Source organism: Amycolatopsis sp. WAC 04182 (assembly GCF_003947465.1).
Taxonomy (GTDB): domain Bacteria; phylum Actinomycetota; class Actinomycetes; order Mycobacteriales; family Pseudonocardiaceae; genus Amycolatopsis.
Genome location: NZ_QHJJ01000005.1, coordinates 534,329 through 557,491, shown reverse-complemented (window position 1 = coordinate 557,491; position 23,163 = coordinate 534,329). Strand labels below are relative to the sequence as shown.

Below are 23,163 nucleotides of genomic sequence, written 5' to 3'. Positions count from 1 at the left end.
GGGTTCACTGGGCGGCCAGCCATTTCGCGACCCCGCCGACGGCGTCCTTGCAGCCGCCGCAGCCGGTCGTCGCGCGGGTCGCCCCGGCGAGGGCAGGAACGTCGGTGGCGCCGCCGCGCCACGCTTCGACGAGCCGCCCCTTGGTCACCGCGTTGCAGCGGCAGATGACCGCCGACGCGGGCAGATCGGCCGGGCTCGCCGCCGACGGCGCCCCGGGCGGCAGTGATCGTCCTAAAAGGACCGCCAGCCGGTCTTCGGGTACCGGAGTTCCCCGGTCGTAGAGTTGCGTGATCGTCGCGGCCGCGTCGGGCAGGCCGAGCAGGATCGCGCCGGCCACCCGGTTTTCCCGGATGACGAGCTTCCCGTAGCGGCAGCCCGCCGGGTCGCTGAAGGTGAGCACTTCGGCGGTCGGGTCGTCCGCGCCGGTCATCGTCTCGCCGAGCGCGGTGAGGTCGATGCCGCGGGCCTTGAGCCGCGTCACCGCCTGGGTCCCGCGATAGCGTGACGCGGATTTCGTGCCGGTGACCAGATCCGCGACGACGGCGGCCTGTTCCCACGCGGGCTGCACGAGCCCGCCGAACGCGCCCGGATGCTTGGCGCAGTCACCGATCGCGTGGATCCGGCCGTCGCTGGTGCGCAGCAGATCGTCGACGACGATGCCGCCCTCGACGGTCAGCCCGGCGTCCACGGCCAGTTTCGTCTCGGGCCGGACACCGGTGGAGACGACGATGAGATCGGCGGGGACGTGCGTGCCGTCGTCGAGTTTGAGCCCGTCGCCACTGACGTAACGCGCGGCCCCGACACCGAGCCGGAAGGCGACGCCGAGTTCTTCGAGCTTCCTGGTCAGCACCCGTGCGGATTCCGCGTCGAGCTGGCGTTCCATGATGTGCGGCATCGGATGCACGACGGTGACGAGATTCCCGCGTCCGGCGAGGCCCCGCGCGGCCTCCAGGCCGAGCAGCCCGCCGCCGAGCACCGCGACCGGGGCGCCCAGTTTGGCGGCGTCGAGGATACGGGCGCAGTCGTCGAGGGTGCGGAACGCGACGACGTCCGGGCCGGGTTCGAGCCCTTCGACCGGCGGCATCCACGGGTTCGCCCCGGTGGCGAGCACGAGCGCGTCATAGTCCACAGTGGACCCGTCGTCGAGGTGCACGCGCCGCGCCGCGCGGTCGATCGAGGTCGCGGCGACCCCGCGGCGCAGATCGGCCCCGGTACGGGACGGCCAGTCGTCGTCGTGGAGCCGGACGACCTCGGGCCGCATGGTGCCGGCGACCACCGACGACAGGAGCACACGGTTGTAGGCGGTGTGCGTCTCGGCGCCGACGACGGTGAGCCGGACACGTTCACCGTCGGGATCGCGGCGGCGGATGTCGTCCGCGAGCCGCGCGCCCGCCATCCCGTATCCGGCGATGACCACCGACCGGGGGCTCACGCGACGGCCTCGGCCGGGGCGAGCGCGACCGCGCACACCTTGAACTCGGGCATCCGGCTCGTCGGGTCGAGCGCCGGGTTGGTCAGCAGGTTCGCCCTGCCCTCACCGGGAAAGTGGAACGGCAGGAACACCAGGTCGGGGCGCAGCGACGCCACGCAGCGGACCCGGGCGACGGTCTCGCCGCGCCGGGAGCGCACGACGGCGAGGTCTCCCTCGGCCAGCCCCGCCCGTGCGGCGGTGTCGGGATGAACTTCCACGAAGGCCTCCGCTACGACGTCGTTCAGCTCCTTGACCAGCCGGGTCTGTGCCCCGGACTGGTAGTGCTGCAGGACCCGGCCCGTGGTGGCCTGCAAGGGGAATTCGGCGTCGGGCAGCTCGGCCGGGCCGACGTGGTCCACCGGGACGAACCGCGCGCGGCCGTCCGGGTGGGCGAAGCGGTCGAGGAACATCCGCGGCGTGCCGGGATGCGATTCCGCGGGGACGGGCCAGTAGAGGGCTTCGCCGTCACGGAGCCGGTCGTAGGTGATGCCCGAGTAGTCGGCGACACCGCCCTTGGACGCCTGACGGAGTTCGGTGAAGACCGTCTCGGCGTCCGTCGGGAACCGGCCTTCGGGCTGGCCGAACCGGCGAGCGAGCTCGGAAAGCACGTAGAGATCGGTCTTCGCTCCTGCCGGCGGGTCGATCGCCTTGCGGCGCAGGAGGATCCGGCCTTCGAGGTTGGTCATCGTGCCGTCCTCCTCGGCCCATTGGGTGACCGGCAGGACGACGTCGGCCATCGCCGCCGTCTCCGACAGGACGAGGTCCGAGACCACCAGGAAGTCCAAAGAGGACACTTTGTCCTGGATCCTCCCGGCACCGGGCGAGGAAACGACGAGGTTGCTGCCGAACACCATCAGCGCGCTCGGCCCGTCTTCGGTGCCGAGCGCCTCCAGCAGCTCGACGGCCGAACAGCCCGGCCCTGGCAGGGATTCCGGCGGCACACCCCACACTCCGGCGACGTACTCGCGGGCCGCGGGATCGTCGATCTTGCGGTATCCGGGCAACTGGTCGGCCTTCTGCCCGTGCTCGCGTCCGCCTTGGCCGTTGCCCTGCCCGGTCAGGCAGCCGAAGCCGGAACCTCGGCGGCCCGGCAGGCCGAGAGCGAGCGAGAGGTTGATCCAGGCGTTGACCATCGCGGTGCCGTTGGCGTGCTGTTCGGTGCCGCGCGCGGTGAGGACGTAGGCGTTGCGGGCCGCGGCGAGTTTGGCGGCGACACGACGCTGGTCCGCGGCGGACACGCCGGTGATCTGCTCGACGCGCTCCGGCCACCAGGCCGCGACCGAACGCCACAGCTCTTCGAAGCCGTTCGTCCGCGAGACCACATAGGACTTGTCGAGCAGGCCGTCGGCGACGACGGCGTGCAGGATGCCTTGCGCGAGCGCGAGATCGGTACCCGGCGCGGGCTGCAGGTGCAGCCCGGCCAGCTCGGCGGTCGGCGTGCGGCGCGGGTCCACGACGATCAGGTCGGCGCCCCGCAGGTGCTGGGTGAACGGCGGCATCGTCTCGGCCGGGTTCGCGCCGACGAGCAGCACCGCGTCGGCGTCGGCGAGATCCGTGACCGGGAACGGCATCCCGCGGTCGGCGCCGAACGCCTTGATCCCGGCGGCCGCCGCCGACGACATGCAGAACCGGCCGTTGTAGTCGATCTGCGAGGTGCCCAGCGCGACCCGGGCGAACTTCCCCAGCAGATACGCCTTCTCGTTGGTCAGTCCGCCGCCGCCGAAGACGGCGACCGAGTCGGCCCCCTTGACCGCGCGGATCTCGGTGAGCCGCTCGGCGACGAGGTCGAGGGCCTGTGGCCAGGACGCGGGCCGGAGTTCGCCGTCGACCCTGATCAGCGGCGTCGTCAAGCGGGAAGGCGAGGTGAGGAGCTCCCCCGACGTCCAGCCCTTCTGGCACAGGCCGCCGGCGTTGACCGGGAAGTCGCGCGGGGCGACCCGGGCGCCGTCGAGGCTCATCCCGCACTGCAGGGCGCAGTACGGGCAGTGCGTGTCCACCGCGGTCACGGTGGGGGCGGCGAGCGGCACGGGCACCTCCTCCAGGCGTCGATAGCGCTTGAAGGTAGGTAGGCCGTGTTACCTGAAAACTCCTGAATGTTTCAGGCGTTTGACATTGCCCGCCGCCGGCGGACGTCACACCGTGAGACCCCGCGAACTATGCACCGCGTGTATAGACCGTGCGTATACACGCTGTGTATAGTCGCCCGCATGTCCATCGGGAACACGTTGCTCGGCCTGCTCGAAGCCGGTCCGAAACACGGCTACGACCTCAAACAGCTGTATGACAAGCAGTTCCGGCAGGACCGTCCGCTGCACTACGGGCAGGTCTACTCGACGCTGAACCGGCTCCTGAAGAACGGCCTGGTCGAGGAGAACGGCGTCGAGGCGGGCGGCGGCCCGGACCGGAAGCGGTACGCGATCACCGAGGCAGGCGTCACCAACGTCGAGGAATGGCTGAAGAGCCCGGAAAGTCCCTCGGTCTACCTGCAGAACACGCTCTACACCAAGGTCGTGCTCGCGCTGCTGTCCGGCCGCGGCGCCCAGGATCTGCTCGACGCCCAGCGGAGCTCCCACCTGCGCGCCATGCGCGAGCTCACCGCCCGCAAGACCGACGGCGACCTCGCCGACCAGCTGATCTGCGACCACGCGCTCTTCCACCTGGAAGCGGATCTGCGATGGCTGGAACTCACCGCCGCCCGCCTCGACGACCTCGCGCGCCAGCTGGCGCGCTGATCTGGGGACCACACAGTGGAAACACCGTTGTTACACGGGCTCGGCCTGCACAAGGCCTTCGGCCCGAACCAGGCGCTCGACGGGGCCGGGCTGACGCTCGAAGCCGGCGAGATCGTCGCGATCATGGGCCCCTCCGGCTCCGGGAAGTCGACACTGCTGCACTGCCTGTCCGGAATCGTGCGTCCCGACGCGGGTCAGGTGCTGTTCCGCGGGCGCGATCTCGCGAGCATGTCCGACACCGAACGCAGCGCCTTGCGGCGCACCGAATTCGGCTTCGTCTTCCAGTTCGGGCAGCTCGTGCCCGAGTTGACCTGCCTGGAGAACGTCGCGCTGCCGTTGCGCCTTGGCGGGCTGAAGCGCCGTCCCGCCGAGCGGATCGCGCGGACCTGGCTCGACCGGCTGGCGGTCGGTGACGCCGGCGACAGCACACCCGGCCAGGTTTCGGGCGGGCAGAGCCAGCGGGTCGCCATGGCCAGGGCGCTGGTCACCGAGCCGTCGGTGATCTTCGCCGACGAACCGACCGGCGCGCTCGACACGCTCAGCGGAGAGCTGGTCATGCGTTTGCTGTCCGAAACGGCGAAGCAGACCGACGCCGCCGTCGTCCTGGTCACCCACGAAGCGCGGGTGGCCGCCTACTCCGACCGGGAGGTCATCGTGCGAGACGGCCGGACACGCGAACCGGTGGTCACCCGATGACCGGGCGCGAAGACCTGATGTTGGGGTTCCGGCTGGCCGTCGGGGGCGGCCGGGGCTCGATCGTCAGGCTCGTCCTGAGCACGATGGGCATCGGGCTCGCGGTCGCGGTCCTCCTGATCGGCGCCTCCGCGGGCACCGTCAAGGAGAACCGCGACCAGCGGGCGTACGCCGCTTCCCCACGGTACGAACCGATCCCGGGTGTCGCACCGCTGAACCACCACGCGACGACGACCGACTTCCGCGGTCAGGCGATCTCGCTCGTCCATCTTCAAGCCACGGGGCCGAACTCGCCGATCCCGCCGGGCGTAAACCGGGTGCCCGCGCCGGGCGAGGTCTTCCTTTCACCGAAGCTCGACGAACTCGTCGCGGCCGACACCAGCGGCCTGCTGCGGCCCCGTCTGCCCGGCAAGCCGGTCGGGATCATCGATGCGGCAGCCGTGCTCAATCCGAATGATCTCGTCGTCTACGCCGGCACGGACAATCCGCGGAACGGCGTTCCGACCTACGCGTTCGGTTCCAGTCCCGGCTACGAAAAGCCGTTCGAACGGGGAATCCTCTCGCTGTTGCTGGTCGGCCTGTTCGTCCTGCTCACGCCGGTGTTCATCTTCGTCGGAACGATCTCCCGGCTCGGCGGCGCGGCCCGCGACCGGCGGCTCGCCGCGCTGCGGCTGGCGGGCTCGTCCCTCAAGCAGCTGCACCGGATCACCGCGGCGGAATCCCTCGTGGGCGCCGTGACGGGCTTGATCGTCGGTGCCGCGGCGTTCCTGCTCTTCCGCGGCGTGGTGGCGGACTTCCAGGTGTTCCGGTTCGGGGTGTACCCGGCGGACCTGACGCCGCCGTGGCCGCTGGTGGCGCTGATCGTGCTCGTGATCCCCACCCTGACCGTGGCGGCGGCTTGGGCGGCCCAGCGGCACACGATCGTCGAACCGCTCGGAGTCGTCCGCGAAACCGTGCCGCCGAAGCGGCGTCTGTGGTGGCGGCTGCTGCCGATCGTCGTCGGAATCGCTTTGATAGCCCCGGATTTCAGCGTCGCGAGCGAACTCGGCCGCATGGCGCTGATCGCCGGTGCCGTGCTGCTGATGCTCGGGATACCCGCGGTGCTGCCGTGGCTGCTGGAGCGCGTCGTCGCCCGGATCAAGGGCGGGCCGCCGTCGTTCCAGCTCGCGATCCGCCGCCTGAGGAACGACAGCGGGACCCCGGCCCGGGTGGTCGCGGGTCTCTGCGTGGTGATCGCCGGGGTGATCGCACTGCAGAGCCTGTTGGCGGGCCAGTCGACGCCGGCGGCCGTTTACCAGGAGAGGACCGATGACCGGATCACCGTCCATGCCGACGGCTCGGTGGCCGATCAGGCGATCACCGCGGTCCGCGCGGTTCCCGGCGCGGCGGATTTCCAGACCATGCGTTCGATGCTCGTCGACGCGCACCGCGCGGACGGCGCGCTCGCCTCGCTCGCCGTCGCCGACTGCGCCACGATCGAAGCGGTCACCACCGCGACCGGTTGCCGCGACGGTGACGTGTTCGCCGACCCCACCTCTCTCCACAAAGGACAGTCGGTGAAGCTCACCGACAACGACAAGAAAGAGCGGGCCTGGACCGTTCCGGCCACGCCCCGCCCGCTCGGCCTGAAGCCGCCGGGGCTCGCCGAGCAGCTCCAGCCGCACGTGCTCGCGACGCCTGCCGCGATGACGGGTGTCGACCTGGCCGTCGCGCCGGTCACGGTGAGCCTGCGTGGCACGACCGGGGATCCGGACTTCGTCGAACTGGTGCGGAACTCGGTGGCGCCGTACAGCGGGCAGGTCGCCGTGGCGTCCTTCAACGAAAAGCGGGTCTCCGACGAGGCGCGGATGTACGACGACGTGCGGACCATCCTGTTCGGCGGCGCGTTGTCGATCCTGCTGCTGGCCGGGGTGAGCCTGCTGGTGCTCGCCCAGGAACAGGTCCGGGAACGGCGCCGGGCGCTCGGGGCACTGTCCGCCACCGGCGTGCCGGTGCGGGTGATCGTCCGGTCCCTGTTGTGGCAGAACGGGATTCCGCTGTTGGTGGGCATCGTGATCGCGACGGTGACCGGGATCGCCGTCGCCGCGCTGGGCAGGCGGCTGTTCTGGGACGGGTTGTACGTCGACTGGTCCGCGGTCGGAATGCTCGCCGCGGCGGCAATCGCGATGGTGCTGCTGGTGACGGCGTCGACGGTGCCGTCCGTGCGCGCGGCGGCGAGGACGGAGAACCTGCGCACCGAGTGACTACAGCACGGCGCTCACGTCCCGGGCGGCGGCACGGAGTCCGTCGTGCGCCGCCCGGGTCGACCGCGGGTCGAGGGCGTTGGCGGCGAGCCGGAAGAGCACCGCCCGCAGGAGAAGCTGGGGCCATTGGGGCAGATGCGCCCAGCGTTCGAGGAGATCGATGGTGGCGCCGCCCCAGGCCAGCGCGTCGACCGCGACGATCGCGGCGCCCCATTCACCCGGCCGGTAGTACGGCACGAAATCGACGATGCCGGGGGCCGCGTCGCCGTCGAAGAGCACGCCGGCGAGAAGCTCCCCGTGGACGACCTGGTCCGGCAGTTTGACCGGTCTTCGCGAACCGGCCAGCACCTCGAACCAGCGGCCGCCCTTGTTCTCGTCGAGGGGCATTTCCGCCTCGCCCCAAGCGAGTTTGTCGGCCAGCGCCTCGATATCGGTGCGCCGTCCCAGGAAATCCGGCCGCGGCAACCCGGCCGTCGCGCGGTGCAGTTTGACCGCCGCGTGCACGACCTCGTCGTACCGGTGCTCCGCCGTGCCGGAGACGAACCGGTTCGCCGACCAGCCGCCGACGATCCATCGGCCGTCGCTGGACCGGACGGGCTTCGCGACCCGCAGCCCCGGCTCGTCGACGGCTTCCAGCGCCCGGGCCGTCCACAGGGTCCGCGACTTGTCGACGACGGGTTTGAGCACGAGATCGTTGTAGCGCCAGGCGGTCGTTCCCGGCAGCGGTTCCGCGTCACCGGTACGTCCGCCGAACGCCGAACAGACGTGTTCCGGAGGGCTTTCAAGGGTGGCACGCACGGCTGGGCACGTTACCCCGTCTTCCGCGCCACGAACGAGAAGACGCGCTGGTCTTGAGTAGCGATACTCAAGACAGGATCGCTTCTGACCTGCCATTCTTCGACCGTGATCCCCCGAACGGCGCAGCGCCGCCTCACCGACGGGCAACTCGCCGCGCTCGCGCTCGGCTCGCTGTGGCTGCTCGGCACGCTCGGGGCACTCACCGTGGGCCTGTTGCTCCCGCTCGCCGCGTTCCTGCACGTTCCCTGGATCGCGTCGCCGGTGCCGCTCGTGGCGATCGGCGTGGTCTACCTCATCGGTTTCGCGGCACCGGAGGCCTTTCCGTCCGTCGCGAAACCTTGGCCGCGGCTGGCATGGGCCTTCGCGACCGGGATCTGCGGTGTTTTCGGCGCGATCTTCGTGCTGGAAGTGGCGGAGGCGTTCGACCCGTGGTTCGCGGTGCCGTTCCTCGGAGTGCCCGTGCTGCTCGTCGCCGGGCTGTTCACGCGTGACCTCCGCGCGCGGATCGGCGCAGGTGTCCTCCTGGTCGCGCTGATCGCGGGCGGGATCGCCGTCCCCGCGTCGCTGCCTCCGGATACCCCCGCACGGCGCCTCGCCGCGACCGGCGTCCCGCGTGATCGCACACTCGCGGCGGACCTCGGCCCTCAGCGACTCCCGACGAAGACGACCGAAGACTCCGGCGCGCTGATCGTCGAGTACGCGCCTCAGCTGTGGGTCTCGCCCGTCTGGACCTTCGCGACCGACGCCGTCGAGAGCTGCGAGACGTCGGTGAAGACCGCTTGGCGCCTCGAGAACGCGACGTGCGCTCAAGTCGGCGAAGGCGAGTTCATCCGGCGGAACGCGGACCGCATCGAGTTCATCCAGCGACGCGGCGCGCTGTCGGTGCACCTCGCGGGGAACCACAACTGGAAACCCGAGGAGCTCCGCGAACTGGCCGGGAAGACCCATCCGCTGACCGACGCCGAGATCATCGCCGCCGTGCCGAAGGCGGCCGCCGGGAACCGGACGGACGTCGTCGCGGAGTTCGCCGAGTTCGTGCGGGCGATCTTCGTGGGCCGGTCCGTCGGCTACTGAGGGGAGCAAGGGACCTTTGCTACCGCCTTAGGTACCTGCGTTCCGTGAAGGCCCCTTGAGGGACCCAGAGTCCGCGAAGGCCTCCTTCCCTACCTTCACATCGTCTCCAGCCACTTCCCGACTGTCCACAGAGGACATTATCGGGGCGGCTGCGCCCGATTCGGGCGTTTTACAAAGGGGTCGTGAGTGATATGGAGGGTTAGAACCGCCCTTATCACTCACGACCCTGCCACAAAACCGTACAGATAAGCATCAAACGGACATTTACCTGCCATCTGGCGTCCTTCGTGGACACCGTCCGTACAGGCCCTCTGCCAACTGTCCCGTTCGGAGATCCAGCCTTTGCCGAGCCCCGCTCCCGAAGGGCAGGCAAGGTGGCCTTCACGACCCCGCCGCGCCCAAAAGAGAGCAAGGGACCTTTGCTAGCGTTCGTTAGCGCACTAACTAACGACAGCAAAGGTCCCTTGCTCCCACTTCGCGCGTGAAGGCCCCCTTCCCTCGGCTGAGCCGAGGGAAGGGGGCCTTCACGCGCTTCCGCGAAACCTCAGTAAGTCGGCAGGCTCTGATCGATCTGCCGAGCCCAGGCCAGCACGCCGCCGCCGAGGTGGGTCGCGTCCTTGAACCCGGCCTTGTGCAGCGCCGCGAGCGCCTCCGCCGAACGCGCACCCGACTTGCAGTGCAGCACGATCGGCTTGTCCTGCGGCAGTTCCGCCAGCGCCTCGCCCGAGAGGATCTTGTCCTTCGGGATCAGCGTCGCGCCCTTGATGTTCACGATCTCGTACTCGTGCGGCTCGCGGACGTCGATGAGGGCGAAGTTGTCGCCGTTGTCGAACTTGGCCTTGAGCTCCGCCGGAGTGATCGTGTGGCCCGAAGCGGCCGAAGCGGCTTCGTCGGACACGACACCGCAGAACGCTTCGTAGTCGATGAGCTCGGTGATCTTCGGGGTCTCCGGATCCTTGCGGATCTTGACCTCGCGGTACTTCATCTCCAGCGCGTCGTAGCTGACGAGCCTGCCCAGCAGCGGCTCACCGATGCCGGTGATCAGCTTGATCGCCTCGTTCACCATGATCGAACCGATGGACGCGCACAGCACGCCCAGCACGCCGCCCTCGGCGCACGACGGGACCATGCCGGGCGGCGGCGGCTCGGGGTAGAGGTCGCGGTAGTTGAGGCCCTTGCCGTTCGGCGCGTCCTCCCAGAACACGCTCGCCTGGCCCTCGAACCGGTAGATCGAGCCCCACACGTAGGGCTTGCCGGTGAGCACGGCGGCGTCGTTGACCAGATAGCGCGTCGCGAAGTTGTCGGTGCCGTCGAGGATCAGGTCGTACTGCTCGAACAGCTCCAGCGCGTTGGACGACTCGAGCCGGTCGGTGTGCAGGTGCACCTTGACGAACGGGTTGATCTCGGCGAGCGACTCCTGCGCGGACGCCGCCTTCAGCTTGCCGATGTCGGACTGGCCGTGGATGACCTGGCGGTGCAGGTTCGATTCGTCGACCTCGTCGAAGTCGACGATGCCGAGCGTGCCGACCCCGGCCGCGGCGAGGTACAGCAGCGCCGGGCTGCCGAGGCCGCCGGCACCGATGACCAGCACCTTGGCGTTCTTCAGCCGCTTCTGCCCGGTCATCCCGACGTCCGGGATGATCAGGTGACGGCTGTACCGGGCCACCTCTTCCTTGGTGAGCTCGGCGGCCGGCTCGACGAGCGGCGGCAGCGTGCCTGACATCGGGTCCTCCATCTCGCGTGGATCGCGGGTCGCATCCCAGTATCTACAACACGGAAAGACCCGAACGCCTTCCCCTGTCCCAGCACCTGGGAAGGTTCCAGCAAGTGAGACGACGGAGACTAGGGTTGCGGGTTCGGCCAGGAACCCGGCTTGCAGACCTTGCCGTCGGCGGGCACCTTGCCCCGGTCCCCGCCCGGCAGATCGTTCAGCTGCGCGACGAAGTCGTTGGAGACGCCGAAGGTCTGCTGCATCATGACCGGGGCGATCGCGCCGTTCTCCTTGCAGCCCACGTGCTTTCCGCCCAGGGCGTGCCCGACCTCGTGGTTGATGGCGTACTGACGGTACGAGACCATGTCGCCCTGGAACGCCATCGCTCCGCGCACCCAGCGGGCAAGGTTGATCACCACGCGCTTGTCGAAGCTCGACCGGTAGCACGAGGTCTCATAGGTGATCTGGAACATGCAGACGTCCGCGCGGTGCGTCGTGTTCGGTGTGGTGAGACTCACCCGGAAGCTGGGGTTCGGGAAGCTCGCGTCGACGCGCTGGAGCGCCTTCTTCCCGTCCCACGTCCAGCTCTGGGGATTGGACAGCGTCTCCTCGACCGACCTGGCGAAGCTGTCGTCCCCCATGTAGCTCGACGGATCGATGCCGTCCTCGACCTCGACGGTGTAGGTGAACAGCTGGCCCGTCCCGACCTTCTCCCCCTTGCCCGGCACCACGTGATAGGTGCCCTGGCCGGACTCGGTGAAGTCGCCGCCCTTGGGGAGATCCGCGGTCGGGATCTTGAGGTCGACCGGTTTGGCCGGGTTCTCCGGGAGGACGTCGCCGCCCCCGTCCACACCGGCGCCCGGCTCGCCTCCGTTGCCGGCCGAACCGTCGGATCCATCGGCCGAAGCGAGACTCGCCCCGTCCGTGGCGATCGGCTCCGGCGGGCCGGTGGCGGTGTTGAACACGACCAGCGCGGTGATCACCACGAGGATCGGCAGCGCGTACACGCGCCAGCCGTAGGTCTTGGCGAACTGGCCGATGCCGCCCTTGCCCTTGCGCTTGGCGGTCTTCGCGGCGCCGGGCTCGTGCGGCTTCCAGGAGGCGCTGAGTGGCTGGGCGCTGGTCCGGCGGCCGCCGGGACGGTAGCGGTCCTCGTCGAGCCGCTGCGACGGCGGCGGCGTCGGCCGGTACTGCCCGGTGCGCGGCGCGTCGGTGGTCCGGGGCTGGGGGCGCGACGGACGACGGGCGGAGGCGGAGTACTGAGACCGCCGACCTTCGCCCTGCGCGCCTTGCTTTACCCGGTCCACGCGCACCAGGGTGCCATAACCGAACTGTGATGTTGTGAGCGACCGGCGGTTCGCGGGGCGTGTCCCGCCCACCCGAATGGGCTACCAGGTGCCCGATTCGACCGATTCCCACATGCCTAAAACGGCCTTCGCTACGACATTCGGGCGTTCCATCTGCGCCACGTGGCCGGTTCGGGGCAGAACCAGCAACCGGGCGTGCGGAATCAGCCGAGCGGTGCGCTCGGCGCGCCGGACGGAGATCACCCGGTCGTGCTGCCCCCACACGACGAGCGTCGGCGCGTCGACGGCAGGCGCGACCGCCCACAGCGACGCGGGCCCACGGGCGGACCACGTGCGGAAGATGCCGAAGGTGCTGCGAGCCAGCGCGGGCGCGGCCCACTCGAAGGCGGCGCGAGCGCTGTGCTCCTCTTCGAGCTCGTCCAGCCTGCTTGCGGCGAAGCGGCTCGGGTCGGCGAAGCACAGCTTGATGACCTGCATGGCGCGTTCCCGCGGGCCGAGCGCGGCCAGCTGCCGCCGCACCCGCGGACCGATCAGCGGCAGGTACGCGAACGCCATCCGCGGGTCGGACAGCCGTCTCATGCTGGGCCGGAGATCCGGCATCGCGGGCGAGATCAGCGTCAGCGTCTTCACCAGCTCCGGACGGCGGGCCGCGACGAGCAGCGCGACCGCGCCGCCCATCGAGTTGCCGAACAAGTGCACCGGCCCCGCGTCGAGGCTCTCGATGTGACTCGCGACGATCTCGGCGTGCGAGTCGAGACTGAAGTCGAACCCGTCGGCCGGCTCCGAATAGCCGAAGCCCGGCAAATCGACCGACGTGCCTCCCGCTTGGGGTGCCAGCAGCGCGGCGAGGTCGGTCCAGTTCGTGGACGAACCGCCGAGCCCGTGGACGTAGACGGCCGTCTCCGGGCCGCCCGGTGTCCGGCGGATGTGCAATTTCACCCCGGCGACACCTATTGTTTCCCCGGGCCAAGGGGGCGGCGCGGGCTCCAATGACGGCAACGACCTGCGCGACAGCGGCACGTGGGTCAGCGGCGGGCGGCCCCCGGCGGCACGGGAAACTGGAGAAGACACAGCATCAAGGATGCCTGACCCTTGGCGGTCCGGCTGTACCGGCGAGTAATCTCGACCTCACTTCACGCGGTGGTGACCCCGCCCGTGGAGCCCCGCTCGACTGCGCTCTGCGTTCTCGGCGGAGACGAGTGCCTCGAACTGGAGGAACGATGACAGACATGGCGCGACTGCAGGCCCGAGGTGTACGCCTGCCCAGAACGGAACGCCGCGCCCAGCTGCTGGCCGCCGCGCAGCGGGTGTTCGCCGCGAACGGATACCACGCCGCCGCGATGGACGAGATCGCCGAAGAGGCCGGAGTCAGCAAGCCGGTCCTCTATCAGCACTTCCCCGGCAAGCTCGACCTCTACATCGCGCTGCTGGAGAGCCACGTCGACGAACTGGTGCGGCGGGTCAAGGACGCGCTCGACTCCACGACGGACAACAAGCAGCGTGTGCCGGCGACCGTCGGCGCGTTCTTCGACTTCGTCAACAACGACGCCGGCGCGTTCCGCATGGTCTTCGAGTCCGACCTGCGCGGCGAGCCCGCCGTGCAGGAGGCGGTGGACCGGGCGACGTCGGCCAGCGTCGACGCGATCACCGAGACCATCACCGCCGACGCGGGCCTCGACGAGGACAAGGCCCGGCTGCTCGCCGTCGGCCTCGTGGGCCTCTCGCAGGTCAGCGCGCGGTTCTGGCTGGCGCACCACAAGTCGATGAGCCGCGAAGAGGCCGTCGCCCTCACCGCCAATCTCGCCTGGCGGGGTATCGGCGGTGGCTTCCCGCTACAGCACTGACCCGCGTTTCGTCCTCTGAATGCGGTCCTTGCGCGTGCAACTACCGCATTCAGAGGACGAATTGCGTGGGGTCACTGGGGCAGGAGCTTCTTCAGGCGGTCGGCGGCAAGCTGGGCGTCGGCGACGACCTTCGCGGTGTCGATGCCGACAACGCGTCCGTCGCGCTTGAGGGCGCGGCCGTCGACGAACACCCACGAGACGTTCGCGGGCTGGCTGTTGAAGACCAGCTGATTCACCCAGTCCACCTTCGGCGCGAAGTTGACCGCCTGGGCGTCGACCAGCTGGAGATCCGCCCGCTTGCCCGGCGTCAGCGACCCGATCTCCTTGTCCATCCCGAGCGCTTCGGCGCCGCCGAGGGTCGCCATGCGCAGGACGTCCGCCGTGGTCGGGTAGACCGCCGGATCCGTCGTCGTCGCCCGCTGGAGACCGACGGCCGCGCGCATCACGTTGAACATGTCGCTCGTGTCGTTGGTGCCGCCGTCGAGGCCGAGCCCGACCTTCATGTTCCGCTTCTTCATCTCCGGCAACCGGATCACCCCGGACGCGAGCCGCATGTTCGAGAGCGGGTTGTGCGCCACGCTGACTCCGGCGGCCGCGAGCTCGTCGAGGTCGGCGTCGGTGGTCTGGATGACGTGGTTCGCCACCAGCCCGGGATGCAGCGCGTTCGCCCGCCGGAGCGCGTCCATCTGCCCCGCCGTCAGATCGGCTTTCGATTCGAGCAGGTGCACGTTCAGCGAGACACCGAGTTCGCGCGCGAGCTTCTCCGAGGCCTCGACGCTCGGGAAGTTCCCCGTCGACGGATGTGTGCCGATTTGCAGGCGTGCCAACGGGTTCGGGTCGATGACCTCGCGCTTCACACGGCGGATCTCGTTCTGCAGGGCAGGATCGGTGGTGCCGTTGTAGGAGTAGAGGAACCGCAGCTTCGACTCGCCGAGCGCGCGGAGACCGCCTTGGGCGAAGTCGGTGTTGAACGCGTGCGACCAGTCGGTGACCGTGGTGATGCCGGTCGAGACGATGTCGGCCGCGGCGAGTTTCGTGCCCGCGTACGCGTCCGCGTCGGTCACGGGCGCGCGGTACAACGGGATGACGCATTTGCCGAGCCAGCCGATGAGTTCCCTGTCGGCCGCGCAGCCGCGGATGAGCGACTGCCACAGGTGGTTGTGCAGGTCGACGAATCCCGGCAGCACGATCTTGCCGCGGCCGTCGACGACTTTCGCGGAACCCGCGTCGAGGTCCTTGCCGACCTGCTTGATCTTGGTGCCTTCCAGCACGACATCGGCGTCGGCGAGGGCGCCGAGCGGCCCTTCGCCGAGGCCTGGATCCATCGTGAGCACCATCGACGCGTCCCGGATGACGACGCGGCCGGCGCCGGAGAATTCGGCGTCGCCGCCGGCTTCGGTGGTTTCGCCGCCGAGGTTCGTGAGCAGGGCCGCGCCGAGAACCGCGGCGATGGTGAGGGTGAAGACGGACAGAATTGATCCACGTTGCTTCATCGTTTCAACTCCCCAGTCGATGAGATCACGTTAGCTCACCTGACGCGGACGCCTCGCAAAACGACCGCGACGGGGTGCTCCAGCTGTCCGAGGTCTTGACGCGGATCCTCCGCGTAGACGACGGCATCCGCGGGCGCTCCCGGCACCAGCCCGGGCAACCCCAGATACTCACGCGCGGCCCAAGAGCCCGCGGCGAGGGCGTCGTGCGGTCGGAGCCCCGCCTCCGCCAGCGCGCGGATTTCGTCGCCGACTCCACCGTGCGGCCGGGAATCCGTACCGGCGAGGATCTTCACGCCCGCCTCGGCCGCCGCCACGATCAGCGCGGGATGCGCCTCCGCCCCGCTGACGAACCAGCGTTTCCGCGGGGTGTCCTCCCGGTTCCGCATCCTCCCCAGCGCCGCCTGGAACACCGAAAGCGTCGGCGTGAGCGCGGTGCCGCGGGCCGCCATGTCCGGCAGGTAGCCGGGGTCGAGCCACATTCCGTGCTCGACGGAATCGACTCCGGCGGCCACCGCGGCTTCACCGCCGGCGGCGTGCTGGGAGTGCACCGCGAGCCGCCCGCCCACCGCGTGCACCGCCTGGACGGCCGCGGTCAGGACGTCGGACGGCACGGCGTCGTCCCCGGTCTCCCAGTCGGCGATGATCTTGGCCCAGCCCGTGCGTTTCGCCTGCTCCGCGGCGAGCGCGGGAAGCTCCGCGTGCGTGGCGCGGCGACCCCAGCCGTCGAAGAACTCGCCGTGCTGGGCGATCCACGGACCGGCGTGCACCGCGCGGGGCAGTCCTGGCTCGGCACCGAACCACTCGGGTGGCTCACCGGGCAGCCCCGGCGAACGGATCATCGTGACCCCGGCGTCGACATGCCGGTTCAAGTCGGCCCGCAGGATTTCCTCGTCCATCGGATCGCCGGGTTCTTCGGCTCCGGGATGGGTGTGGGCGTCGACGAGCCCCGGCAGGAGCCAACCCTCGGCCACCAGCTCCGCGCCCGGAACCGGATCGGACGTCCAGCGGTCGCCGTCGGCGTAGAGATCGACGTACTCGCCATCGGGCAACGCGCGGCCCCGGACTCTGACGGTCACGGTGTCCCCCTCGTGAGTGGTCGACCCGACTCAACCACGGACGGCGGCCTCGTGAGAAGACCTTTGCTCGTGCTCAGTTCGCTCCAAAGGCACCGGACCGGGCCGGATTTCGGCTATGAATCGAACGACCGCGTCACCGATCCGCGAGGAGTAAGCCATGCCCCACATCGCGCTCGATGAGAACCTGCCCGGCATCACGGCTTTGTTCGCCTACCGGCCGGAGACGGCCGCGCCGCTCGGGCAACTCGCCGAGGTCCTGCTTCGCGGCCCGAGCAGTCTCAGCGTGGGCGAACGCGAACTGATCGGCGCGGTCGTCTCGCGCGGTAACGACTGCACGTTCTGCTCACGCAGTCACGCCGCCGTCGCCGCCGAAGCACTCGAAGGCGGCATGCCGGTCGTCGAAGCGGCTTGGAAGGACGTCGACGGCGCCCCCATCTCGGCGAAGGTGAAGGCGCTCCTGCACGTCGCGCTCGCCGTCCGCGAAAGCGGGAAAGCCGTGGGCGAGGATCTCATCGAAATGGCCCGCGCGGAGGGCGCGACGGACGTCGAAATCCACGACACGGTCCTGATCGCCGCCGCGTTCTGCATGTTCAACCGCTACGTCGACGGGCTGGCCACCGTCGCCGTCGACGACCAGGACGCCTACCGGGAGACCGGAGTCCGCCTCCTGGAGCACGGCTACACGAACCTCTGAGAGAGCAAGGGACCTTTGCTACCGCCGGGCCGCCCCACACGTCGCGAAAGCCACTTTCGCGACGTCTGATGTCCCGAAAGTGGCTTTCGCGACATGCTCCAGCGCGCCGCCCGAGCCGCTGACCTGCGAAAAGGGAGCAAGGGACCTTTGCTACCACTTGTCTCAATGTCGAGAGAAGCGGTAGCAAAGGTCCCTTGCTCCCTTTTTCTCAGACCCTCGCGGCGCGGCGGACGAGGGCGGCGATGCGGTCCGAAACCTCTTGCGCCCGTTCCTGCGGCAGCATGTGCCCGGCGCCCGGATAGCGCACGAACTCCGCCTCCGGCAGCTCGTCGGCGATGACCTTGGCGTGCGGCGGCGGGCAGAGCCGGTCCCGCTCCCCCGCGAGCACGACCACCGGTTTGCCCTGCAGCGCGGCCAGCGTGACCCGGCAGTCGTGCCGCGAGATCGCGTCCTGGAAACCAGCGACGCTCGCCGGATGCGCGCACAGCAGCTGTTCGGCGACCGAGTCCACATCGGCCCGCGTGGGCCGGCGCCCGAAGACGAGCAGCCGGGCACCCGGCCGCACCACCGACAGCGGCAACGGCAAGGCGTCACGGCGGTTCTTCGCGAGCAGCTTCGCGAGCCTCCGTTCGAACCTCGCCGCGCCGCTGCCCGCGATCCCCGGCAGGCCGAGGGTGATCCGGTCCATCTCACCGGACGAGGTGGCGACGAACGCGACCCCTGCGACGCGCCGGGCCACGAGATCGGGATGCCTGCGGGAAAGTTCCATGATCGTCATACCGCCCATGGAGTGCCCGGCGAGCACGAGCGGTCCGTTCGGGACGCGGTCTTCGATCAGCTCGGCGAGGTCGTCGGCGAGGGTGGCGATCGTGGCCGTCCCCGGTTTCGCCGGCGCGGAACCGCCGTGGCCGCGCAGGTCGTAGCGCAGGATCCGGACGGAGTCGCCGAGCCGCGACGCCACGCCGTCCCAGGTCCGGTGGTCCTGGGTCCAGCCGTGCACGAGCACCAGCGTGAGTTCGGAGTCGGCGGGGCCGCTCGTCTCGACGTGCAGTGCGGTGCCGTCGCCCGTCACGAACCGGTGTTCCCGCGACGGGTCCCACGAGACGGCGTCGCGCTGCTTGACGCTCTTCATCGCTTCCCCGGCAGCAGGAAGGACTTGCGCCAGAAGTACATGCCCGGCTTGCCGACCAGACCGGATTCCTGCAGGAACGGCATGATCTTCTCGCCGGCCCATTGGATGCTTTCGCGCCAGTTGGGGTTGTTCAGCGCGGCCTCGACGCCGTCTCGCGGACGGATGCCGACGGCCTTGTAGACGTTCGGGTTGATGAAGGCCCGCGTCACGAAGTACGAAATGAGCGCGATGATGAACTGCTGGTAGAGGATCTCCTTCTTCGACAGTTTCGCCATTCCGCGAGTCACCTCTTCGCGGGCGAAGGTGACGTGCCGGGCTTCCTCCAGCACGTGGATCCGGTTGACCATGCGCACCAGCGGCTGGATGTCCGGGTCGTTCATCTGCTCGCGCTGAAGCCGGTCGAGGACTTCTTCGGCGACGAGGATCGCGCCGTAGCGCGCGGGGCCGTAGCTGATCGTCGGCATCAGTTTCGCCAGGCGCCGCAACCATGGCACCGGCCCGTAGTTCGGGCAGCCGATCCGCGAGGCCATCCGCGCGAACATCGTCGAGTGACGGCATTCGTCCGCGATCTCGGTCAACGCGTACTGGGCGTGCGAGCTGGTCGGGTCCTCTTCGTAGACCTCCTTGAGCAGCATCTGCATCAGGAGGATTTCGAACCACAGGCCCGTCGTGGCGACACTCGCGACTTCGTGCTTGCCGAGTTCGATGCGCTGCTCTTCGGACAGCGAGTCCCACAACTCGGTGCCGTAGAGCGAAGAACGGTGGGCCGGAATGAAGCGCTTCCCGTCGACGAGCGGGGCGTTCCAGTCGATGTCGACGTCGGGATCGTAGAACTTGTTCGCGGAGGACTTGAGCAGCCGCTCGGCCGTCTTCTCCCGGTCTGTTTCTTTCAGCGCCCGCGTCATTGCCGACACACCCCTATCTGTAACTCGTGGTAACAGTTACCTCTGGTAGCATGACTTGGGTGATCGAACGTGTCAAGCGCAACAGCAAGCAGTCGAGCAAGCACCCCACAGCGGGTGAGGCCGACACGGGTGACGCCCGTCGCGACCGCTGGCGCAAGCACCGGATCGCGCGCCGCGCGGAGTTCGTCGAGGCCGCCCTGCGCGCGCTCGACACCCACGGGCCGGACCTCGGCATGGAAGACGTCGCCGCCGAAGCGGGCGTCACGAAACCCGTGCTGTACAGGCATTTCGACGACAAGGCGGATCTGTACGTCGCGCTCGGGCAGCGCGGCACGGAGATCCTCTTCCAGCGGCTGATCCCGGCCATCAACTCCGAACTCGCCCCGGTCCCCCGGATCCGGATGGCGCTCGACGCGTTCTTCAGCGTCATCGAGGAGCACCCCAACCTGTACCGCCTGCTCGCGCGCGGCGGCCTTCAGGAGAAGGTGGTCGTCAAGGCCGACGTCGTCGCCGAGGACAAGGAACTGATCGCCACCGCGCTGACCGCGCTGCTCGGCGACTACATGCGGATGTTCAACATGGACTCCGGCGCCGCCGAACCGTGGGCGCACGGCATCGTCGGCATGGTGCAGAGCACCGGCGAATGGTGGCTGGACCGGCGTTCGATGGGCCGCGACAGCGTCGTCGAGTACCTGACGCAGATCATCTGGGCCGCGATCGACGGCCTCTCCCGGCAGCAGGGCATCGTCATCGACCCGAACCTGCCGCTCGAAGAGAACAAGGTCGTCCAGATGCGGAAGGAATCGGAGGCGAAATGAGCGAGCACGACGAAGACGGTTACGCCGGCGAAGCGGTCCTCGTGATCGACGGGACCGAGATCGCGACCACGGTCGAACTGAGGGGCTACTTCCAGCCCATCGACGGGTATTACCGCTGGTACGGCCGGGTCGCCACCAACGAGCAGGTGTCCGCGGCCGCCGGCGGCAAGAAGACCGCCGTCGAGATCCGCGCGGGCGAGTACAGCGCGAAGGGCGAACTCTCCGACCCGGACCCGTGGGACCGCTACCGCATCATGGGCACCAGCACGCCGCCCTTCCACGTGCCGACCTCGCTGGAAGAACTGAACGAACTCAACGCCTGACCAGGCGGAAGTACATGAAGGCCCCCTTCCTTGCGTCTAGCGCAAGGAAGGGGGCCTTCATGTACTTCCCGAGAGCGCGGAGAGCAAGGGACCTTTGCTACCACTCCGCAGGTCAGCCCTGCCGTTGAGCGGGCACCCGAGCACGCGGCACCAGGTACTTCGGCCAGCTCGACAGCTTGTTCATCGCCCATTCCAGCGGCCCGCGCCCGACGAACTTCCGCCACAGCACCGCGGCGGTCAGCGCGACCACCGAGAACTCGACGAAGTGCAGCACGCTGAAGATCGAGTCGCCGTCGCTTTCGTCCCACAGCAGCGCGATCGCCACGAAATGCAGCACGTACGCGCTGAGCACCCGCCCGCCCAGATCCGAAAGCGGCCGCAACACGCGATCGAACTTCGGCATCAGCAACTGGCAGCCGCCGATCACCGCCGCCGCGATCCCGATCGAGATCAGCAGGTCGAACGGCGTGTACGAGGTCCCCGTCGGCAGGAGTTCCCAGGCCCAGCTGGTGGTCGGCGGCGTGCCGTGGATCCAGGTCTGGTGGAGCCGGAGGAATTCCGGCGGCGTCATCCCCATCTGCGCGGCGGCCGGTTCCAGCGAGCGGTGGACGGCCTGCATGCCGCCGAGCGGCCCGGTCGCGATCCAGGAAACGACATACCCGCCCACCGCGAGCGCGGATCCGCCGAAGAACAGCCGCCGGCACACGCTGCGCGAGGTCAGGTCCATCCGCCCGATCGCCATCCCGGCGAACACGTACGCCATCAGCGTCAACGCGGGGAAGGTGCCGGTCAGGACGAGGACGGTCGCGGCCTTCAGCAGCCCGGTCGACGTGACGTCGTCCGCGGTCAGGTCCGGCGCGAAGAAGAGCAGGTCGCGGGGAAGCAGTTGTGCCCTGATCAGATGCGAGAGCAGCGGGCCCGCCACGGCGACGACGACCGCCGCGATCGAGAGCGCCTTCGCGCCCGCGCGCAGCCACGGGATCGCGAAGAGGAAGCAGGCCCCGTAGTAGGCCAGGATCACCATGTAGCCGGTCTCGAGGCTGGTCAGCCACAGCCCCAGTGCCACCAGGAGCGGGGCGCGGGTCGCCAGTTTGAGTGCGACGCGGGTCCGGTCGCGGCCCTGTTTGGGACGGCGTCCGCCGGACATCAGCGCGATCGAGACTCCGGCCAGCACCGCGAACAACGCCGCGGAATGGCCTTCGAACGGTTTGAACAGCACCCCGACGCCGCCTTTGGCCGGATCGGGGCCGACATGCACCGCGTACATGCCGAGTACGGCCAGGCCGCGGGCGACGTCGATACCGGTCAGCCGCCCAGCGACCCGTTTGCCTTGTTCGGGAACAGTGCGCGCGCCGTCGACCAGCGCGCGGTCCATCACAGTGACGCCGTCCACCTCATTTCTCGGCTAGCCCCCTGCCGTCCCCGCCTTAGCGTGACGATCAAATCTGAGAGCTGGCTGAGACGCGGCAGTGACGCCACTGTGACATCCGACTACAACCCGATCGGGTTAGCCACCAACAGCGAAGCCGACCTTGCGAACATCCGACGGCGCGATCTCGACGTAGGCGATCCGGTCGGTGGGCACGATGTACTTACGGCCCTTTTCGTCGTCGAGGCGGAAGATCCCGTCGCCGGCCCTCAAGGCGTTCGCGACCAGTTCCTCGACCTCGTCGGGCGACTGGCTGCTGGACACCACGAGCTCCCGCGGCGTGTCCTTGATGCCGATCTTGACCTCCACGTGGGACCTCCGCTTGAAAGTTCGAAATTTACTGGTGCGCCAAGGCTAGCCGAAGTGACCTCAGCCGAGGCCCAGCACCTGCATGCGCTTGGTGTGCCCCTGCTGCAACCGGCGGAAGAGCGCGGCGATTCCCGAAAGGTCGCCCGAGCCCTCGACGATCAGCTCGGCGAGCCCGTCCCGCTCGGCGACGACGTACTGGGCCTGCGTCAACGCCTCGCCCAGCAGGCGGCGACCCCACAGCGCGAGCTTGTCCCGGGCCTTCGGGTCGGCCTCGATCCCGGCCGCGACTTCGCGCTCGGCGAACGCGGAATGCCCCGTGTCGGCGAGCACGGTGAGCACCAGATCCTTGGTCTCGGGGTCGAGCCAGCTGGCCATCTCGCGGTAGAGGTCGGCGGCGAGCCCGTCGCCGACGTAGGCCTTCACCAGTGACTCGAGCCAGGAGCGCGGCGCCGTGGAGGCGTGCCAGGCGTCGATGTGCCCGACGAACGGCCGCATCGCGTCCTCGATCGCGACGCCGTGCCCCGCGAGGTGCTTGGTGAGCAGGTCGTAGTGCCCGATCTCGGCGGCCGCCATGGACGCCAGCGCGGCCCGGCCGGACAGCGTCGGCGCGGTGCGCGCGTCCTCGGCCATGCGATCGAATGCGGACAATTCCCCATAGGCGAGTACGCCGAGCAAATCGACTACGCCCTCACTGATCTGCTTTGCCTCCGTCACGGCGGAAAGGGTATCGCCGAACACACCTCCGGGGTGGTGAAGAGACCGATCCCACCTTCGTCGGCGCGCCTGGGGCTATCGAAAAACCGCAGATCAGGTAGACTGGCCGCCGGATACGACGGATCTTCCGTCCCGGATCGGGACGCCGCTGCGGCTGAAGGACAGCCGGTGTGGCCCCGGTCAGCACAAGAATGATGTGCGTGCACGCCATCCTGCGGCATTCCCACGAAGGGCCGCTCCAGCGCCAGTAGCGCGGAGCACGAGCGAATTTTCGTGGTCGAGTGTCGATCGGTGACCAGGGCAGTGCGCGCTGGTCACGAGAGAGGCGAGCACCCTGACCACGAACGAAACCACAACCGAAGAGAACACCACCACCGGCGTCCCGGAGGCCGTCGCG

General features: G+C 69.1%; 21 protein-coding genes. 8 read left to right on the top strand and 13 right to left on the bottom strand.

The features are described from left to right. Nucleotides 1-4: 4 nt before the first annotated feature. On the bottom strand, nucleotides 5-1,432 hold the full coding sequence (locus DMH01_RS28730; protein WP_125680293.1) for an FAD-dependent oxidoreductase: 1,428 nt from the start codon (nucleotides 1,430-1,432) through the stop codon (nucleotides 5-7). Continuing rightward, nucleotides 1,429-3,498, bottom strand: a complete 2,070-nt coding sequence (locus DMH01_RS28725; protein ID WP_233621695.1) for a molybdopterin oxidoreductase family protein — start codon at nucleotides 3,496-3,498, stop codon at nucleotides 1,429-1,431. The genes DMH01_RS28730 and DMH01_RS28725 overlap by 4 nt, the downstream gene beginning before the upstream one ends. A 180-nt stretch (nucleotides 3,499-3,678) precedes the next feature. Here DMH01_RS28725 and DMH01_RS28720 point away from each other — a divergent pair, with 180 nt between their 5' ends. The 3 genes from DMH01_RS28720 to DMH01_RS28710 are packed head-to-tail and all read left to right on the top strand — an operon-like array spanning nucleotide 3,679 to nucleotide 7,139. Continuing rightward, on the top strand, nucleotides 3,679-4,203 hold the full coding sequence (locus DMH01_RS28720; protein ID WP_125680292.1) for a PadR family transcriptional regulator: 525 nt from the start codon (nucleotides 3,679-3,681) through the stop codon (nucleotides 4,201-4,203). A 15-nt stretch (nucleotides 4,204-4,218) separates the two neighbouring features. Continuing rightward, nucleotides 4,219-4,899, top strand: coding sequence for an ABC transporter ATP-binding protein (locus DMH01_RS28715; protein WP_125680291.1), 681 nt, complete (start codon nucleotides 4,219-4,221; stop codon nucleotides 4,897-4,899). Next, entirely contained in the window at nucleotides 4,896-7,139 is a 2,244-nt protein-coding gene (locus DMH01_RS28710) for an ABC transporter permease (protein WP_125680290.1), read from the top strand. The genes DMH01_RS28715 and DMH01_RS28710 overlap by 4 nt, the downstream gene beginning before the upstream one ends. On the opposite strand, the gene DMH01_RS28705 is transcribed toward DMH01_RS28710, so the two are convergent. Next, the gene (locus tag DMH01_RS28705; RefSeq protein ID WP_125680289.1) at nucleotides 7,140-7,937 is read right to left on the bottom strand and encodes a TIGR02569 family protein; all 798 of its coding nucleotides are present in this window, start codon (nucleotides 7,935-7,937) and stop codon (nucleotides 7,140-7,142) included. 105 nt (nucleotides 7,938-8,042) lie between these two features. Between DMH01_RS28705 and DMH01_RS28700 the strand changes: the two genes are divergently transcribed. Further along, nucleotides 8,043-9,011 carry a hypothetical protein gene (locus DMH01_RS28700; RefSeq protein ID WP_125680288.1) on the top strand — a complete coding sequence of 323 codons (969 nt, stop codon included), beginning with the start codon at nucleotides 8,043-8,045 and terminating at the stop codon, nucleotides 9,009-9,011. Between the two features lie 544 nt (nucleotides 9,012-9,555). Here DMH01_RS28700 and moeZ read toward each other — a convergent pair. From moeZ to DMH01_RS28685, 3 genes are all read right to left on the bottom strand, one after another. Further along, complete coding sequence (gene moeZ / locus DMH01_RS28695; protein WP_034313402.1) at nucleotides 9,556-10,734, bottom strand: adenylyltransferase/sulfurtransferase MoeZ; 1,179 nt, start codon at nucleotides 10,732-10,734, stop codon at nucleotides 9,556-9,558. A gap of 119 nt (nucleotides 10,735-10,853) precedes the next feature. Continuing rightward, the gene (locus DMH01_RS28690) at nucleotides 10,854-12,029 is read right to left on the bottom strand and encodes a DUF3152 domain-containing protein (RefSeq protein ID WP_125680287.1); all 1,176 of its coding nucleotides are present in this window, start codon (nucleotides 12,027-12,029) and stop codon (nucleotides 10,854-10,856) included. 81 nt (nucleotides 12,030-12,110) lie between these two features. After that, complete coding sequence (locus tag DMH01_RS28685; RefSeq protein WP_199745662.1) at nucleotides 12,111-12,968, bottom strand: alpha/beta fold hydrolase; 858 nt, start codon at nucleotides 12,966-12,968, stop codon at nucleotides 12,111-12,113. Between the two features lie 281 nt (nucleotides 12,969-13,249). Between DMH01_RS28685 and DMH01_RS28680 the strand changes: the two genes are divergently transcribed. Next, a complete protein-coding gene (locus tag DMH01_RS28680; protein ID WP_125680286.1) occupies nucleotides 13,250-13,873 on the top strand; it encodes a TetR/AcrR family transcriptional regulator in 624 nt (207 codons plus the stop codon). Nucleotides 13,874-13,944: 71 nt separating this feature from the next. Here the strand turns inward: DMH01_RS28680 and DMH01_RS28675 are convergent, their stop codons facing one another. After that, nucleotides 13,945-15,366, bottom strand: a complete 1,422-nt coding sequence (locus DMH01_RS28675) for an amidohydrolase family protein (RefSeq protein WP_125680285.1) — start codon at nucleotides 15,364-15,366, stop codon at nucleotides 13,945-13,947. 35 nt (nucleotides 15,367-15,401) lie between these two features. After that, a complete protein-coding gene (locus tag DMH01_RS28670; protein WP_125680284.1) occupies nucleotides 15,402-16,442 on the bottom strand; it encodes an amidohydrolase family protein in 1,041 nt (346 codons plus the stop codon). Between the two features lie 157 nt (nucleotides 16,443-16,599). On the opposite strand from DMH01_RS28670, the gene DMH01_RS28665 reads away from it, so the two are divergent. Next, the gene (locus tag DMH01_RS28665) at nucleotides 16,600-17,136 is read left to right on the top strand and encodes a carboxymuconolactone decarboxylase family protein (RefSeq protein WP_125680283.1); all 537 of its coding nucleotides are present in this window, start codon (nucleotides 16,600-16,602) and stop codon (nucleotides 17,134-17,136) included. A gap of 208 nt (nucleotides 17,137-17,344) precedes the next feature. Here the strand turns inward: DMH01_RS28665 and DMH01_RS28660 are convergent, their stop codons facing one another. Together DMH01_RS28660 and DMH01_RS28655 are read right to left on the bottom strand one after the other, a co-directional pair. After that, the gene (locus DMH01_RS28660) at nucleotides 17,345-18,268 is read right to left on the bottom strand and encodes an alpha/beta fold hydrolase (protein WP_125680282.1); all 924 of its coding nucleotides are present in this window, start codon (nucleotides 18,266-18,268) and stop codon (nucleotides 17,345-17,347) included. Next, nucleotides 18,265-19,173: a diiron oxygenase gene (locus DMH01_RS28655; protein WP_199745661.1), complete on the bottom strand. Its 909-nt coding sequence runs from the start codon at nucleotides 19,171-19,173 to the stop codon at nucleotides 18,265-18,267. Before DMH01_RS28655 ends, DMH01_RS28660 begins: the two co-directional genes overlap by 4 nt. A 50-nt stretch (nucleotides 19,174-19,223) precedes the next feature. Between DMH01_RS28655 and DMH01_RS28650 the strand changes: the two genes are divergently transcribed. Next, entirely contained in the window at nucleotides 19,224-19,991 is a 768-nt protein-coding gene (locus tag DMH01_RS28650; RefSeq protein WP_125680280.1) for a TetR/AcrR family transcriptional regulator, read from the top strand. Continuing rightward, nucleotides 19,988-20,314, top strand: a complete 327-nt coding sequence (locus DMH01_RS28645) for a DUF4873 domain-containing protein (RefSeq protein WP_125680279.1) — start codon at nucleotides 19,988-19,990, stop codon at nucleotides 20,312-20,314. Before DMH01_RS28650 ends, DMH01_RS28645 begins: the two co-directional genes overlap by 4 nt. Before the next feature lie 112 nt (nucleotides 20,315-20,426). On the opposite strand, the gene DMH01_RS28640 is transcribed toward DMH01_RS28645, so the two are convergent. The 3 genes from DMH01_RS28640 to DMH01_RS28630 form a co-directional block, all read right to left on the bottom strand. Further along, complete coding sequence (locus tag DMH01_RS28640; protein ID WP_125680278.1) at nucleotides 20,427-21,707, bottom strand: heparan-alpha-glucosaminide N-acetyltransferase domain-containing protein; 1,281 nt, start codon at nucleotides 21,705-21,707, stop codon at nucleotides 20,427-20,429. 114 nt (nucleotides 21,708-21,821) lie between these two features. Next, a complete protein-coding gene (locus DMH01_RS28635; RefSeq protein ID WP_005167610.1) occupies nucleotides 21,822-22,052 on the bottom strand; it encodes a DUF3107 domain-containing protein in 231 nt (76 codons plus the stop codon). A 60-nt stretch (nucleotides 22,053-22,112) separates the two neighbouring features. After that, nucleotides 22,113-22,766, bottom strand: coding sequence for a ferritin-like fold-containing protein (locus tag DMH01_RS28630; protein ID WP_034313407.1), 654 nt, complete (start codon nucleotides 22,764-22,766; stop codon nucleotides 22,113-22,115). Nucleotides 22,767-23,163: the final 397 nt, after the last annotated feature.

What these genes read in the sequence shown, in the direction of transcription:
- DMH01_RS28720 (WP_125680292.1), top strand. Translation starts at nt 3,679, where the DNA reads ATGTCCATCGGGAACACGTTGCTCGGCCTGCTCGAAGCCGGTCCGAAA.
- DMH01_RS28710 (WP_125680290.1), top strand. Translation starts at nt 4,896, where the DNA reads ATGACCGGGCGCGAAGACCTGATGTTGGGGTTCCGGCTGGCCGTCGGG.
- moeZ (WP_034313402.1), bottom strand. Translation starts at nt 10,734, where the DNA reads ATGTCAGGCACGCTGCCGCCGCTCGTCGAGCCGGCCGCCGAGCTCACC.
- DMH01_RS28680 (WP_125680286.1), top strand. Translation starts at nt 13,250, where the DNA reads ATGACAGACATGGCGCGACTGCAGGCCCGAGGTGTACGCCTGCCCAGA.
- DMH01_RS28675 (WP_125680285.1), bottom strand. Translation starts at nt 15,366, where the DNA reads ATGAAGCAACGTGGATCAATTCTGTCCGTCTTCACCCTCACCATCGCC.
- DMH01_RS28665 (WP_125680283.1), top strand. Translation starts at nt 16,600, where the DNA reads ATGCCCCACATCGCGCTCGATGAGAACCTGCCCGGCATCACGGCTTTG.
- DMH01_RS28660 (WP_125680282.1), bottom strand. Translation starts at nt 18,268, where the DNA reads ATGAAGAGCGTCAAGCAGCGCGACGCCGTCTCGTGGGACCCGTCGCGG.
- DMH01_RS28655 (WP_199745661.1), bottom strand. Translation starts at nt 19,173, where the DNA reads ATGACGCGGGCGCTGAAAGAAACAGACCGGGAGAAGACGGCCGAGCGG.
- DMH01_RS28650 (WP_125680280.1), top strand. Translation starts at nt 19,224, where the DNA reads ATGACTTGGGTGATCGAACGTGTCAAGCGCAACAGCAAGCAGTCGAGC.
- DMH01_RS28645 (WP_125680279.1), top strand. Translation starts at nt 19,988, where the DNA reads ATGAGCGAGCACGACGAAGACGGTTACGCCGGCGAAGCGGTCCTCGTG.